The sequence below is a fragment of the Endozoicomonas ascidiicola genome, from assembly GCF_001646945.1.
GTDB classification, from domain to species: Bacteria; Pseudomonadota; Gammaproteobacteria; order Pseudomonadales; family Endozoicomonadaceae; genus Endozoicomonas; species Endozoicomonas ascidiicola.
The window spans coordinates 60,127-75,082 of sequence record NZ_LUTV01000011.1 but is presented as its reverse complement, the minus strand read 5'-3'; the positions used below and the strand labels follow the sequence as shown (position 1 = coordinate 75,082).

The 14,956-nt window shown below is 47.2% G+C and carries 11 protein-coding genes; 8 read left to right on the top strand and 3 right to left on the bottom strand.

The genetic code is table 11. The annotated features are described in order from the left end of the window. Positions 1-188: 188 nt before the first annotated feature. From ppsA to AKL11_RS23215, 6 genes are all read left to right on the top strand, one after another. Positions 189-2,564, top strand: coding sequence for a phosphoenolpyruvate synthase (gene ppsA, locus AKL11_RS23240; RefSeq protein WP_067522529.1), 2,376 nt, complete (start codon positions 189-191; stop codon positions 2,562-2,564). A gap of 304 nt (positions 2,565-2,868) precedes the next feature. Next, the gene (gene rraA / locus AKL11_RS23235) at positions 2,869-3,348 is read left to right on the top strand and encodes a ribonuclease E activity regulator RraA (protein WP_067522526.1); all 480 of its coding nucleotides are present in this window, start codon (positions 2,869-2,871) and stop codon (positions 3,346-3,348) included. A 286-nt stretch (positions 3,349-3,634) separates the two neighbouring features. Then, complete coding sequence (locus tag AKL11_RS23230; protein ID WP_157673736.1) at positions 3,635-5,587, top strand: TolC family outer membrane protein; 1,953 nt, start codon at positions 3,635-3,637, stop codon at positions 5,585-5,587. 224 nt (positions 5,588-5,811) lie between these two features. Continuing rightward, on the top strand, positions 5,812-7,233 hold the full coding sequence (gene pykF, locus AKL11_RS23225) for a pyruvate kinase PykF (RefSeq protein ID WP_067522522.1): 1,422 nt from the start codon (positions 5,812-5,814) through the stop codon (positions 7,231-7,233). A gap of 131 nt (positions 7,234-7,364) precedes the next feature. Next, positions 7,365-7,904: a heme NO-binding domain-containing protein gene (locus AKL11_RS23220; RefSeq protein ID WP_067522520.1), complete on the top strand. Its 540-nt coding sequence runs from the start codon at positions 7,365-7,367 to the stop codon at positions 7,902-7,904. 14 nt (positions 7,905-7,918) lie between these two features. After that, complete coding sequence (locus tag AKL11_RS23215; RefSeq protein ID WP_067522517.1) at positions 7,919-9,382, top strand: ATP-binding response regulator; 1,464 nt, start codon at positions 7,919-7,921, stop codon at positions 9,380-9,382. A gap of 23 nt (positions 9,383-9,405) precedes the next feature. On the opposite strand, the gene AKL11_RS23210 is transcribed toward AKL11_RS23215, so the two are convergent. The 3 genes from AKL11_RS23210 to aceA form a co-directional block, all read right to left on the bottom strand. Further along, positions 9,406-10,929 carry a hypothetical protein gene (locus AKL11_RS23210; protein ID WP_067522514.1) on the bottom strand — a complete coding sequence of 508 codons (1,524 nt, stop codon included), beginning with the start codon at positions 10,927-10,929 and terminating at the stop codon, positions 9,406-9,408. Further along, positions 10,930-11,940, bottom strand: coding sequence for a threonine ammonia-lyase (locus tag AKL11_RS23205; protein ID WP_067522512.1), 1,011 nt, complete (start codon positions 11,938-11,940; stop codon positions 10,930-10,932). A gap of 202 nt (positions 11,941-12,142) precedes the next feature. Then, positions 12,143-13,459, bottom strand: a complete 1,317-nt coding sequence (gene aceA, locus AKL11_RS23200; protein WP_067522509.1) for an isocitrate lyase — start codon at positions 13,457-13,459, stop codon at positions 12,143-12,145. 136 nt (positions 13,460-13,595) lie between these two features. Here aceA and AKL11_RS23195 point away from each other — a divergent pair, with 136 nt between their 5' ends. Together AKL11_RS23195 and AKL11_RS26535 are read left to right on the top strand one after the other, a co-directional pair. Beyond that, on the top strand, positions 13,596-14,531 hold the full coding sequence (locus AKL11_RS23195) for a LysR family transcriptional regulator (RefSeq protein ID WP_067522507.1): 936 nt from the start codon (positions 13,596-13,598) through the stop codon (positions 14,529-14,531). Positions 14,532-14,707: 176 nt separating this feature from the next. Further along, positions 14,708-14,839: a hypothetical protein gene (locus AKL11_RS26535; protein ID WP_281180458.1), complete on the top strand. Its 132-nt coding sequence runs from the start codon at positions 14,708-14,710 to the stop codon at positions 14,837-14,839. The last annotated feature ends 117 nt before the right edge of the window (positions 14,840-14,956 follow it).

The window sequence follows — 14,956 nt, the reverse complement described above, 5'->3', positions numbered from 1 at the left end:
TACACTAATGTAGGGTGTGATTAAATGTAAAAAATCTTTCCAAGCTCTTCCATTTTCTCACATTTTCTAACAAACTGTGTCGAAAACAACCTGTCAGGCTCTCTGCAGTCGGTAAAACGGGTCATCAAAGATGATCTATTACAGGTGGAATTATTCAGTAAATCAACAAGATATAGCAGGAGTGCAGCTTGAATAGTTCATCTTTACCAGAGTTTGTGGTCGGCCTGGATGTCCTGGGCAATGGTGATGTGGAACGCGTCGGTGGTAAAAATGCCTCGCTCGGTGAGATGCTGAGCCATCTTGGTCAGGCCGGTGTCCGGGTTCCTGGTGGTTTTGCCACCACTGCTGAGGCTTATCGTGATTTTCTGGATAGCTCTGGTCTTTATGACCGTATCCACGATCTGCTGGATAAAATGGATGTGGATGATATCCAACAGCTGACCCAGGGAGGTGCCAAAATCCGTCAGTGGATTATGGATGAACCTTTCCGTCCGGAATTCGAAACCGCCATTATTAATAGCTACCGTGAAATGGCGGGTGGTAATGATGAAATGCCCGTTGCTGTCCGCTCTTCTGCAACCGCTGAAGATTTGCCGGATGCCTCTTTTGCGGGTCAGCAGGAAACCTTTTTGAATATTCGTGGTGAGCAGAATGTGCTGATCGCGGTTCGTGAAGTGTTTGCCTCCCTTTTTAATGATCGTGCCATCTCTTACCGTGTGCATCAGGGCTTTGATCATCGTGATGTCGCTTTGTCTGCGGGTATTCAGCGGATGGTGCGCAGTGAAACCGGTTCTGCCGGTGTGATGTTTACTCTGGATACCGAATCCGGTTTCCGTGATGCCGTCTTTATTACGTCTTCCTATGGCTTGGGTGAAACGGTTGTTCAGGGCGCCGTCAACCCTGATGAGTTTTATGTTTATAAGCCAGCTCTGGAAGCAGGGCGATCTTCCATTCTTCGCAGAAATATGGGCAGTAAAGCCATCCAAATGGTGTACGGCTATGCCGGGGAAACTGGAAAATCCGTGCAGACGGTGGATGTTGACCTGGAAAAACGTCAGCAGTTTTCTGTTAATGATGACGATGTTCTGGAGCTTGCCCGTCAGGCGATTGCCATTGAAAAACACTACGGTCGTCCTATGGACATTGAATGGGCGAAAGATGGTGATGATCAGTTGTTGTACGTGGTTCAGGCGCGGCCAGAAACCGTGCAAAGCCGTACCGAATCGAGAACCCTGGAGCGTTATCAGTTAAAGGCTCAGGGCGATGTGCTGGTGGAAGGTCGCAGTATCGGTCAGCGCATTGGTCAGGGACGTGTGTGTCTGGTGGATGATCTGGCGGATATGGATCGAGTGAAAGTCGGTGATGTTCTGGTGACGGATATGACCGACCCGGATTGGGAGCCGGTCATGAAAAGGGCTTCTGCCATCGTCACCAACCGGGGTGGCAGAACTTGCCATGCAGCCATCATTGCCCGCGAACTTGGGATTCCTGCGGTAGTGGGTTGTGGCGATGCCACTCGACGCCTGAAAGATGGTCAGTCTGTCACTGTCTCCTGCGCAGAAGGCGACACAGGTTTTATTTATGAAGGTGAGCTGCCTTTTGAGCACCAGAAGAAAGATCTGGAAGCGATGCCGGATCTGCCTTTCAAGATCATGATGAACGTCGGCAATCCTGATCGTGCTTTTGGCTTCTCCCGAATCCCCAATGCTGGTGTTGGTTTGGCTCGGCTTGAGTTCATCATTAATAAAATGATTGGCGTTCATCCAAAAGCTTTGCTCAATTATGACAAGCTGCCAGAAGCAGTGCGGCATCAGGTGGATGAGCGCATGGCTGGGTACGCTGACCCAGTGGATTTCTACGTGGAAAAACTGGTGGAAGGTGTAGCTTCCATTGCAGCGGCTTTTGCGCCAGAGAAAGTCATCGTTCGCCTGTCTGACTTCAAATCTAACGAATACGCCAACCTGGTGGGCGGCAGCATTTACGAGCCGGAAGAAGAAAACCCGATGCTGGGCTTCCGTGGAGCGTTCCGGTACATCTCTGAATCTTTCCGGGATTGTTTTGAGCTGGAATGCCGTGCCATGAAACGAGTGCGTGAAGAGTATGGTCTGAGCAATGTAGAGCTGATGGTGCCGTTTGTCAGAACACCGGATGAAGCTCGCCAGGTGGTGAAAATCATGTCTGACTTCGGCTTGCGTCGTGGGGAAAATGACTTACGAATCATCATGATGTGTGAGCTTCCTTCCAATGCACTGCAGGCGGATGAGTTCCTGGATTACTTTGATGGTTTTTCCATTGGCTCAAACGACATGACTCAGCTTACCCTTGGCCTGGATCGTGACTCTGGCTTGATTGCTCATTTGTTTGATGAGCGTAACAGCTCGGTCAAGCAGCTGTTGTCCATGGCGATTCAAGCCTGCCGACGTCAGAACAAGTACATTGGTATTTGTGGTCAGGGCCCCAGCGATCATCCAGACTTTGCCCGCTGGTTGATGGAGCAGGGCATTAATACAGTGTCATTGAACCCGGATTCTGTCATTGAAACCTGGCTCTATCTGGCGGAGTAAGTCTAATACTGGAAAGAGCGCAGAGAGGAGTAGTGTTCTTTCCAGCTAATATCGTTATCATTCATTGCTTGATTCATGACTGCCAATAATACCGATTGCATCGGCATTATTGGTCTGTTTATTTTAAGTGGTTAGCCATTTGGAATCGAATAATTCTGGCTGATTGGATAGTTGCTATACAAGGCACAACGTAGGGAGCATAGCTGTAGCTATGTGACCGGAGTTGTAACGCTGTAGAGTGACTATCCAATCGGTCAGAAAATATGATTTCATGTGGCTAACAACTTATTCAGGGAGAATAATAATGTCTTTTACAACACCGGATCTCTGCGATGATTTTCCTGAAAAAATTCAGGTAGTGGAGCCTGGTTTTCGAAGTTATGGTGGCAACCAGATCTTCAGTGGCAAGATCGTGACCATCAAATGCCATGAAGACAACTCCATGGTGCGCGAGCAGGTATCAACGGATGGGCAGGGAAAAGTACTAGTCATTGATGGCGGTGGCTCAATGCGCAGAGCGCTGCTGGGGGATATGTTGGCTGAGAAAGCAGTCAGAAATGGCTGGCAGGGTATCATTGTCTATGGCTGTATCCGGGATGTTGAGGTGATTGCCAAACTGCCGATTGGTGTACAGGCCCTTGCTTCTCATCCCATGAAGACCGATAAAAAAGGATTAGGTGAAGTGGATGTTTCCGTGCGCTTTCATGGCACCGATTTTATTCCCGGGCAATTTCTCTATGCCGATACAAATGGCGTTCTTGTTTCATCTGAATTGCTTATTTGAAATGCAATGACAGCTTGTTGACGATAATAAGGCTGGGTTTGAAAGGTTACGGTCGCTAACCAATACTGAGAAAAGTCTTGGAGCTTTTCAACTGTTATCAAGCCCACCGTTTTGCAGCACAATTAATGTAAAACCTGAAGTAAACCCTCCTGGCAGTTGAAATCCCTCCTTAGACAGTGCACTTACCGCTTGTGTTGGAGTGTGTCTGGAGTCAGGGATGATAGTTAGAGCGCTTAGATCGCTTCCGTTTTATATAATGTTGATGTTACTGACGTGGAGTGTTTCAGTGTCGGCTGAAACTCTGGAGTCAGTGATCATCGATTTGCTGGAAAATCATCCGGAAGCCCAAATAAGTTATCATCGCTGGCAGGCTCAACAGCAGCGCCATCGTGCTGAAAAAGCCGATTTTCTTCCGAGTCTGAATCTGACCATTGGTGGTGGCAGGCAGGAAAAACACTATCCCGAAGGCAGCACCTCCGAAACGGACGGTGACACTCTGGCCAGAAGAGAAGCCTCCCTATCTTTTCGACAAAACCTATTTTCCGGTTTTGAATCCACCCACGCCGTGCGCGGTGCAGAACAGCTACTTATGGCTGAACAGTGGCGACTTCAGAAAACCTATGACGAGTTGGCACTCAATATAATCGATGTGGTTTTAGAAGTGCTCGAGCTTCGTGGCCAGATGAGGCTGGTGGAGCAGAACCTGAGTAAACATAAAGAAGTGCATAAGAAAATCCAGATACAGCTGGCACAAGGAGTGGCAAGACGGTCGGATTTAACCGAAATAGAAGGCCGTTTAGCAGGTATTCATGTGGAGTTTTTGAGTACGCAGAATCGGTTATTGGATGCTGAGCATGAATATCTGAATTTGACCGGTAAAATCCCGGAAGCATTGCCGGAGCCTGCCTACCAGAATTACCCGATGCCTGAAGACCTGAGCAGGGCTTTAGCCCATGCCTATAATGACAACCCATCTATCCGGGCGGCAGATCACGAAATTCAATCATCTCAGTCAAGGTATAAAGTTGCACAAAGTAAGAACCTGCCGACGGTGGATCTGGAAGTTGACTGGACCGAAGATCACAATGCAAATGGTACTAAAGGCTCGGGTAAAAATGTGCAGGCAATGATCAATGTCCGCTACAACCTGTTCAGTGGCGGTAGGAATCAGGCTCGAATCAAGGAAGCGGCTTATAGGGTTGAAGAAACTCGTTCAAAGCGAAACCGGACAATCCTCAATGTAAAAGCTGAATTACGACGGGCATGGGCAGTTTATCAGTTGTCTGATGAGAAAAAGAAGTGGCTACAGCGACAGAAGGAAAATAATCAGCAGACCGTTAATGATTATTACCATCAATTTGATTTGGGTAAACGTACCCATCTGGATTTACTGGATGTAGAGAATACGCAATTTAGAACCGCTCAGAGCTTGAATTCACAGTTTTATGAAGCGGCAAAAGCCAGGTACCAGATTCTGGGTGCCACCGGCAAGCTTTTGCCCACTCTGGGTATTCAACATGATCTTCAACAAGAGCTGGTTGCCAAACGTGATGGCACAGACCCCGTCGAATCATCGGTGGTCAGTCAGAAAGAAACGATCAAAGCAGAAGTCAGTGTCAGGCAAGTGATTGCACAAAGCTCAACGTTTACTAGCCGGCATCACGATAAAATAAGCCCAGTAATGAAAAAGGCAGAAGAAGCGCTCATTGTTCATCAAACCGTAGAAGTAACTATTAAGCCAGTTAAAACAGCACCCATTCAGGAGAGCAAGGTTCAAGTTGCTCAATTGGCTATTGAGCCAGTTGATGTGTCAGAAGAGAAAGGCGCAAGTGATCATCTGACAAGCCACTTAATTTATGAAAAGGTATTTTATGAAAGGGCATTAACCGATAGTCGATTACCGGGTGGTGTGACGTTTGAGCGAGAACTCACTGATGATGTTTTGAATGCTCAATCTATACAACCCAATGATTGGGGTGATCTTTACCAGCGAAAAATCTCGTTCAATCTTCAGGTTACACTGCGTGGTATGACTTTGAATCGAAGTGCTTTCCTCTCATTCCAAGGTGGAAAACAGCAGGTGACATTGCAGAAAACTAAGCTCGAGTCAAAAAAGAAAGAGTGGATCGAGTCCAGATACTCAACATTAGCACCATGGCGAGAAAAGACTGAAACCGAGCCCATTCATAAACAGGAGCTTGCCATAAGAGTCACTGGTAGGTTGTTAGTTTTTAGCTGATTTTGTTAGTTTCGCCCCGGCTATTGACACGTATTTTCATTAGTTATTACCGTAGGTTATTATTTCATCAAGTGTTCGGAAAATACTGATCTAAATCCCTGAATTAATTGCAAAAACACCAAGGTTTTCTTTTCTTATTACGGTAATATCCGCACCCATCCATTGCTCAGATCACAATCTGAACAGCACCTTTCCGTAATCCACCTCTGACGGAGAAACTTCCTGTGAGAAAGACCAAGATCGTCTGTACCATCGGCCCTAAGTCTGAATCCCATGAAATGCTGACCACGCTGGTCAACAACGGCATGAATGTGATGCGACTGAATTTCTCCCATGGTAATTTCGACGAGCATGGTGCTCGCATTACCCGCATTCGTGAAGTGATGGCTGATACCGGAAAGCGTGTTGCCATTCTGCTGGACACCAAGGGTCCAGAAATTCGTACGGTCAAATTGCAGGGCGGCAATGATGTGATGCTGACTGCTGGTCAGGATTTTACTCTGACCACAGATACCTCTGTTGTTGGTGATAACACCCGTGTCGCGGTTACCTACAGTGGACTGACTGACGACCTGAAGCCAGGTAATACTGTTCTGCTGGACGACGGTCTGATCGAACTGACCGTTAAAGACGTCAAAGCTCAGGAAATCGTCTGTGAAGTTAAAAACAACGGTGAACTGGGTGAAAACAAAGGCGTTAACTTGCCGGGCGTAAAAGTCAATCTGCCAGCACTGTCTGAAAAAGACAAAGCGGATCTGGTGTTTGGTTGCGAGCAGGGCGTTGATTTCATTGCAGCGTCGTTTATTCGTAAGGCAAGTGACGTATTGGAAATTCGCGAATTATTGGCTGCCAATGGCGGTTCCGATATTCAGATCATCTCCAAAATCGAAAACCAGGAAGGCGTTGATAATTTCGATGAGATTCTGGAAATCTCCGATGCCATCATGGTTGCCCGTGGTGACCTGGGTGTTGAAATCCCGGTTGATCAGGTGATTTTTGCCCAGAAGATGATGATCAACAAGTGTAACAAAGCGCGTAAGCCGGTTATCACTGCGACTCAGATGTTGGATTCCATGATTAAGAATCCACGCCCGACCCGTGCAGAAGCCGGTGACGTGGCGAACGCGATTCTGGACGGCACCGATGCGGTGATGTTGTCCGGCGAAAGTGCCAAAGGTAAGTATCCAGCTGAATCCGTTCATGTGATGGCCACTATTTGTGACAGCACCGATGGCAGCATGGCTTCCCGTATTGATGCCTTTGATGCTGAAATCGATAATTCCCGCAGTATCACTCAAGCGGTTTGCCGTGGTGCGGTGAATACTGCCGAGATCCTGGATTCCAGCCTGATCATTGTGGCGACTCAACAGGGTAAGTCTGCTCGCTCTCTGCGCAAGTTCTTCCCGAAAGCACAGATTCTGGCGCTGACTTCCTCTGAAAAGACAGCAAACCAGCTGAGCCTGAGCAAAGGCGTGACGACTTGCGTGATTCCACAGCAGGAAACCAGCGACGCGTTTTACAAGATGGGTAAAGAGCTGGCGGTTAAGCATGGTTTTGCCAAGTCTGGCGACGTGGTAGTGATGGTGTCCGGTGCTCTGGTTGAGTCTGGTACCACCAACACTGCTTCTGTCCATGTCATCGATTAATCATTACTGATTATTGTCGTACTTTAAAAAGCAGGCCTTAGTGCCTGCTTTTCTGTATCTACTCCCTTATGTCAACAGAACCTAAACCTCTGCCGATAACATAGAGATCGAATGTGTCGGGAGTGTGTCCCATGAAGGGGATGATATTTACAGAGTTTTTGGAGATGGTGGAGACGCAGTTTTCTCCAGAAGTGGTTGAAGAGATTCTCGAGCTTAGCGAACTGCCATCCGGTGGTAGTTATACGTCCCTGGGTACTTATGCCCATGCAGAAATTCTATCGCTGGTCAGCAATCTGTCTCGAGTGACAAAGGTAGACCCTGAGGTGCTACAGACGGCTTTTGGTGAATACCTTTTCAAACGACTGGCGGACTCTCACCCTCAATTTATCAAGGATATTCGCTCCTCTTTTGATTTGCTTGAGCGGGTGGAAGATTACATTCACGTTGAAGTCCGTAAACTTTATCCCGAGTCTTCTCCACCGGAGATTCGATGTACGTCCATTGATGAATATCAGATGCGGCTGCATTATAAATCCCACCGTCCTTTTGCTGCACTGGCGTTGGGGTTGATTCAAGGGGTTGGACGCTATTTTGATGAAAGACTATCCATTCGTGTAGAGCCGCTGTCGGATGCGGGTACTGAAACCATGTTCCACTTAACCCGGAGTTGAGCAAGGATCACATCATGGACGGTGAACTCTGGAAAAAGCGATACGAGCGGGAAAAGCAGGCAAGGCTGCAGGCTGAGCAGATTGCCGAACAAAAAACCCGGGAAATCTACCAGCGAAATAGAGAACTAACCCAGTTAGCTGAAAGTCTCGAGCATCAGGTGGAAGAGCGTACAGCGGAGCTGGAGGCGAATAATCAACGACTGGCAGACTCCAGAAATACCCTTCGGCAAAAACAAACCGCATTGAAAGAGGCGAATCTGCGGCTGCAGGAAAAGGCAGCGGAACTGGAAAAAGTCAGCGAGCACAAGTCACAGTTTCTGGCCAATGTTTCCCATGAGTTAAGAACGCCACTCAATAGCCTGATGATTCTGGCCAGCATGTTGACAGGCAATCACGAAGGCAATCTGAGTGATGATCAACTTCAATCCCTGCAAATTATTTATAACAGTGCCAATGAGTTACTGGAGATAATTGAAGACATTCTGGATATGTCGAAAGCCGAGGCAGGGGAGTTAAGTATCTATCAAGACGATGTGCTGCTGGGGGATATATGGCGAGGATTATACGATCAGTTTATGCCGATCAGTAAAGAAAGAAAGATTGAGTTCCAGGTGGTTTGTGCACCGAAATTGCCGGATCTAATACACACGGACAAGAAACGACTCAAACAGATTTTAAAAAACCTTTTGTCCAATGCCTTCAAATTCACCCCTGAAAACGGCTCTGTCTGTCTAAGAATCCATAAAAAAACCTGGAGACTGGATGACCAATATACGTCAGAAGGTCTGGTCTTTGATGTAAGTGATGATGGCGTAGGCATTGCTGCAGATAAACACGAAACCATCTTTAATCTGTTTAAACAGGCTGATGGTTCCACCAGTCGGCGTTATGGTGGTACGGGGCTTGGTTTATCAATCTCCAGAAAACTGACTCACTTACTCGGTGGGCAGCTAAGTTTGGACAGCGAAGCCGGTAAAGGGGCTACATTCTCATTAACACTCCCTCCTCTCACACTGGTTCCACAGAGTTCTGCAGGTGCTCAATCTGACAGTAACTTTGTTGCAGCGGGTAATGTAGATACGACACCTGACTTTTGTGGGCAGGAGGTTCTGCTGGTGGATGATGACTTAAGGAACAGCTTTGCCTTTTCCAGACTGCTGGAGAGCAAAGGACTTAAAGTACATCTGGCTGAAAATGCGCATCAGGCTATCGATTTCCTGAATCAAAGCCCACCGCTTGATTTGATTTTATTGGATCTTATGATGCCAGAAGTTGATGGTTATGAACTGTTAACCCAGCTGAAGAGTCAGGATAACTTTCGTGAAATCCCTGCCGTGATGTTGACCGCAAGTCCGCTAAGGGAAGATGAAATCCGCTGTCGTGAGGCAGGGGCTGATGATTACCTACAAAAGCCAATCGAAGTCAGCGTACTGATCAATCATATTAATAATGTCTTTTTGAGTAGCAGACATCGCTGAGTACGATCGTTTTACGATAACCTCTAGATAATGTCGATGTTATTAAGGTTTGAATAAACGAACGGTGAAACGGGTGCAGTCATTGGTTCAAACAATTGCATGAATCGATCTTTGAACGACCATAACACACCTGTGAACGTACAGCCGCTCACAACAACAGCACTGCTTGCAACAATCATAGGACTTCCGGCCTTGCCAAAATAGGAGAGAGTATCTGCAGCAATGGTGCCTATCGTTCCGGCAACGGCGGCTTCTTTATAGCTTTTATGAAACTGTTGCAGATAAGCTGTCGGTAGCTTTGACTGCAGGGGCCGGTAGTGCTGATGCATCGTTAAGCAGGCATTATAAAAATGCTGTCCTGTTTTTATTGAACCTGCCTTTTTTTCCAAATTTTCTCCGCATTCATCCAAACCAGAGAGTACACCTATCATTGCCATCAACAGGATAAACCCAGCGGCAGCGACTGGGTGTCCTGTATAGCCAAGAATATCGCCAAGAATGGTGCCAATTCCCGAATGGATAAACACTCTCTTAATGATTGTTTTTATGTGCCCAAGCGTTTCTGATAACGTTTCATCTTTCAAACAGTCAGGGCGAACCAGCAGGGCGATCGCCATTACTGCCGCAGGAATAACAATAATAATTGCAGGGCCGGCTACCACCTGTGCCATTGATGCGGTGATAATCCCGGCATCATGAAGATGACGGATGATGTCAGCAGCAATGGCAAACCCCATGGCTGTGGGTGGACAAAAATAATACAGTCTTGATAAATAACCCCGAAAGTTATCGGGGATACAGTCACTGATAGTATGTAAGTACTGGTGAAGTCGCCTCGAGGCTTTTAAAAAGCCTGTCTGTTGATCAGGGCAGCTTTGCCCAATTCGGTTCATTCCATCCAGAAAGCCTATTGTCGTCTTAAGCAAGATGCAGCAGCCTGCGGCCTTAGGGTAACCTAAGTCGTTTATAACATCGGCAGAAGTCACACCCATCAGGGAGTTCCATAGCATTCGTTTGCCGATAATTTTCCGAATGTCTGTTGAGCTTAACGAGCCTGTGTGGTCTTCTTCGTCTGCATTTAATTCATCCAGTAAGTCTGCAACAGAATCCGATCTGGATAGGCTCTGTGGATCGTTGTCACGTTGTGCTGAAGTCACTGTATCTTTATTTTCTGCTTTTTCAGGTATGCATATCGTGGTTACTTCTGCATTAGCTTCCTTGCAACCCATGATTTCCGAGTCATCGTGTTCTGTTATTTTCTCCATTTCGGCCTGGTTGGGGTTAGTTTTTCCTTTTAAGACGTGAGCGTCAGAGGCTTTTTCTGAAAAAGATAGGAGTGTGTGACTAATGATTTCGTCACTGGTTTTTTGGGCAAATCTATTGATAATTTGAGTATCAGGAATAACGTCATTACGAGACTTTTGCTGAACATGATTAATGGGTGAAATTTCAATGATTGAGCACTTAACAGAACCATTTTGAATGGGGGGCTGGTGTGGAATAGTGGGTGGAGAGTGACAATGGGCAGATGGTTTGCCAGTCTGCACTTATTTACCCCAATTTACGGAGAGAATGTCAGAGTACTTTTCTGAATCGACATTGCCACCACTGGCGATTGCAACAACGGTGCTTCTCTTAAATAGCCGGGGAGCTTCAAGAAGGGCTGCAACTCCGGCGGTGCCACTGGGTTCAACCACCAGTTTTAATTCGCTGAACAGCAACCTCACGGCTTCACGAATGTACGGGTGTGTAACCGAAAAACCTTTTACCCCTGTCTGTAAGGTAATATTGAAATTTTCTTTGCCCGGTTCCAATGCCATCAGCGCATCACATTCGCAGTTACCGGCGCCTTTAGCCCGAGTTCGGGTCTTATGCTGGAGGGAAAGCCCCATACCTTGGAAGCCATCCGCTTCTATCGCCCAAATATTTGAAGCCTCTGGCGCTACCAGACTTGCGCCGGCAACCAGGCTGCCGCCACCTGTGGGGCAAAGTAGATGTTGACAGTGTTTTTTCATCGCTGCTAATTGCCTGAACAATTCTATCGAGACAGAAGATTGGCCAATAATAATTTGCCGATCATCAAAAGGGTGGAGAAGAACTTTCTCATATTGTATGGCCATTTTCTGGGCCAGAAGGCTTGCAGCTTCTTCCCGGGATGGTTCTGTACTGTGACACAATATGACCTCGGCTCCGTAAGATTGTGCATTTTGCACTTTTGCAGTTGGGGCATCATGGGGCATGATGAGCGTGACATTGACCTTTAACAGCTGCCCGGCAGCGGCTAGCCCAGCGGCAAAATTCCCTGAAGAGTAGGCAATAACGCCCTGTTTTTTCTCAACAGAACTCAGGTTTAGTAATCTGAAGATAGCACCGCGAAATTTGAAAGCACCGGTCTTTTGTAACGATTCCGCTTTTATGTAGACTTCTCCATTAATTAGCTCGCTAAGACGTTCAGATTTAATGAGGGGTGTTTCTCGAATATAAGGTTCTATTTGCTCATAGGCTTGAAGCAACAGTTCATACTGCGGAAGGGGCGAGGGGGCTGACAGGTTGATCATTTATAATGGTGACTGCATAAAAATAGTTAAGCAAAATCCTCTATGAAAGATAGTCAACTTTTAAGGAAGCGCTATTCTCAGTCTCTTCCAGTATGAAATGAGCCTATGACATCACCTAGGTATAACGAGAAATGACCTGTGTTTATTGGGTTCCATAAAAAAGCCCGCTTAAAGCGGGCTTTTTATCAGCAGTTCTGTTTGATTAGAACTGTTCTTCTTCAGTAGAGCCGGTCAGAGCTGTTACAGAAGACTGGCCACCTTGAATCACGGTCGTCATGTCGTCGAAGTAACCGGTACCCACTTCCTGCTGGTGAGCAACAAATGTGTAACCCTTCTCAGCAGCACCGAACTCAGGCTCCTGAACCATTTCTACGTAGTGCTTCATGCCTTCGCCCTGAGCATAGTTATGCGCCAGTTCGAACATGTTGTACCACATGTTGTGGATGCCAGCCAAGGTGATGAACTGGTACTTGTAGCCCATGTCGCTCAGTTCCTGCTGGAATTTGGCGATGGTGGCGTCGTCCAGATTCTTCTTCCAGTTGAAAGAAGGAGAGCAGTTGTAAGCCAACAGCTGATCTGGGTATTCGGCTTTGATCGCGTCAGCGAACTTGCGCGCTTCGTCCAGGCAAGGCGTTGCGGTTTCACACCACAGCAGGTCAGCGTAAGGTGCGTAAGCCAGACCACGGGCGATGGCTTGATCGATACCAGCGTTGGTGCGGTAGAAACCTTCTGGTGTTCTTTCGCCAGTCAGGAATGGTGCATCGTAAGCGTCGCAATCGGAAGTGATCAGGTCTGCGGCATTAGCGTCGGTACGAGCCAGAACGATGGTTGGAACGTCAGCCACGTCAGCCGCCAGACGAGCAGCGGTCAGCTTTTGTACGGCTTCCTGAGTAGGAACCAGTACTTTACCGCCCATGTGACCACACTTCTTCACAGAAGCCAGCTGGTCTTCAAAGTGAACGCCGGCAGCGCCTGCTTCGATCATGCTTTTCATCAGTTCGTAAGCGTTAAGAACGCCGCCGAAACCGGCTTCAGCATCCGCAACGATAGGTGCGAACATTTCAACGTAGTTTTCGTCACCTGGCTGCTTGCCTGTTTTCCACTGAACCTGGTCAGCACGACGGAAGCTGTTGTTGATGCGCTTAACAACGGCAGGAACAGAGTCAACCGGGTACAGAGATTGGTCTGGGTACATGGTGCTGGCGGAGTTGTTATCCGCAGCGACCTGCCAGCCAGACAGGTAGATGGCTTCGATGCCAGCTTTAACCTGCTGAACAGCTTGACCACCGGTCAGCGCGCCCAGGCAGTTGACATAACCTTTTTTGGATTGATTACCGTAAACCAGATCCCACAGCTTTTCAGCGCCCTGGCGAGCCAGTGTGTTTTCAATTTTTACGGAGCCGCGCAGACGAACAACGTCTTCTGCCGTGTAGGTTCTTTTTACGTTTTTCCAGCGTGGATTTTCTGCCCAGTCTTTCTCGATGCGGGCAATTTCTTCAGCGCGGTTGTATTGAGCCATTTTATTTTTCTCCTCCAAAACCGAGGTGTAATTATACGACCTACAGATTCAAACATGCGTTTGATTTCACGATTGAATGCTAAACACAAAGCCTTAATTCTGGTAATTTATAAGAGTTATCTCGGGTATTTACATAATGAATATTGCACGCGTTGATCTGAATTTGATGGTTTATCTGGATGTACTGTTAAGGGAGCGCAATGTGACCCGGGCAGCTGAACAGTTAGGTATAACTCAACCTGCCATGAGCAATGGCCTTAGACGACTAAGGGAGCTTTTTGGTGATCCATTATTGATTCGTACCAGCGATGGTATGACACCCACAGAACGAGCGCTGGAGCTACAGCCTCTTATCCGTGAAGCGTTATTGGCCATGGAGAAAACCATCCAGCCCAAAGAAGATTTTGTGCCGGAAAGCAGTCAGCGGGTATTTAGGATCATGGCTTCGGACTATGCCGAATCCACGCTGATTCCCATGGTGTTACAAAAAGTACGTGCCAATGCGCCGAATGTCACCTTGGATATATTGACGCCCAGTGACGTCAGTTTTCACGATGTTGAGCAGGGATGGGTAGACATGGCGATTAACCGTTTCGCCAGCTTACCCCAGTCGTTCCATCAGCTCAGAGTCTGGCAGGACGATTTTTCCTGTGTAATCAGTAAAGATAATCCAATACTTAAAAACTTTACGCTGGAGACTTATCTGGAGTCTCAACATATATGGGCCAGTAAGACTGGAATGGGCGTTGGTGTTGGTGTTAACCCAGAAGATGTGCAAAGGCTTGGATGGGTGGATGAAGCGCTGGCGGCGGCTGGGAAAAAACGAAAAATCAGCGTTTTCACCCGGCACTATCAGGTAGCGATGTTGCTAAGTGCGCAGAATGATTTGATCGCCACACTGCCGAGCAGGCTCGCAGAGATGGAGCGGTTCAATACAAAGATTGCCGTGGTGCCTCCGCCCTTTGAAATTCCGTCTTTCGACTTGTCCATGGCATGGAGCCCGCTACTGCACCATGATTCTGCCCATCAATGGCTGCGTCAGATCATCAAATCCATCAATAACTGTCAGTGATCACACGATCTCACATCGGTTAACATTTGCGATAAATATATCTGTTAATCGATGTGAACATATGTTCTACTTTCTCCACGTTACTGAGAAGTGACTGATGAGATGTCTGGCTGGCTCTCAACGCTTTTTGAGCAAATAAAGAAATACAAAAATCAGTGGGATTGAAGGAGAAGAACATGGACTGGCTGAGTGATCTTGATACCGAACACGCACTTTACGACGTAGCTGAAGAGTGCAAAGAATTTATGGCAGAGTCCTATTACATGCTGATTTCTGAACAGCAAAGTGAAAGGCTTCTGGAAGACTGAAAACCTCACAATCCTTCACCAACACACCAAAAAAAACCACTCTCAAAAAGTGGTTTTTTTATGGACAGTGATTCTGACGATAAACAGCCATCTCAACTAAAACAAATATTTTTATAA